The sequence below is a fragment of the Parazoarcus communis SWub3 = DSM 12120 genome (assembly GCF_003226565.1).
GTDB lineage: Bacteria > Pseudomonadota > Gammaproteobacteria > Burkholderiales > Rhodocyclaceae > Parazoarcus > Parazoarcus communis.
The window spans coordinates 1-273 of sequence record NZ_QKOE01000173.1; the positions used below are offsets into that span (position 1 = coordinate 1).

General features: G+C 68.9%; 1 pseudogene. It reads right to left on the minus strand.

Annotated features, from left to right (window positions below):
• Window positions 1-273, minus strand: a pseudogene (locus DNK49_RS23610) (methyl-accepting chemotaxis protein); the annotation flags it as partial.

A 273-nucleotide genomic window follows, 5' to 3' on the forward strand; every position in this document is an offset into this window, starting at 1 on the left:
CCGCTTCGATGGCGGGGTTGAGGTTGTTCTTGAGGGTGTTGAAGTCGCCGTTGTAGCTGTCGGTGATGCGCGGCGGGATGGCGCCCTTGGCGATGCGGTCGACATAGTCGGCGGCGACGTTGAGCGGGCCGATGACGGCGTCGAGGGTGTCATTGACGCCCTGGACGATGCGCTGGTAGTCGCCCTGGTGACGGCTGGCATCGGCGCGGGTGGCGAGCTTGCCCTCGACGGCGGCCCGGGCCAGCATGGCGGCGTCGGCGACCAGGGCGTTGA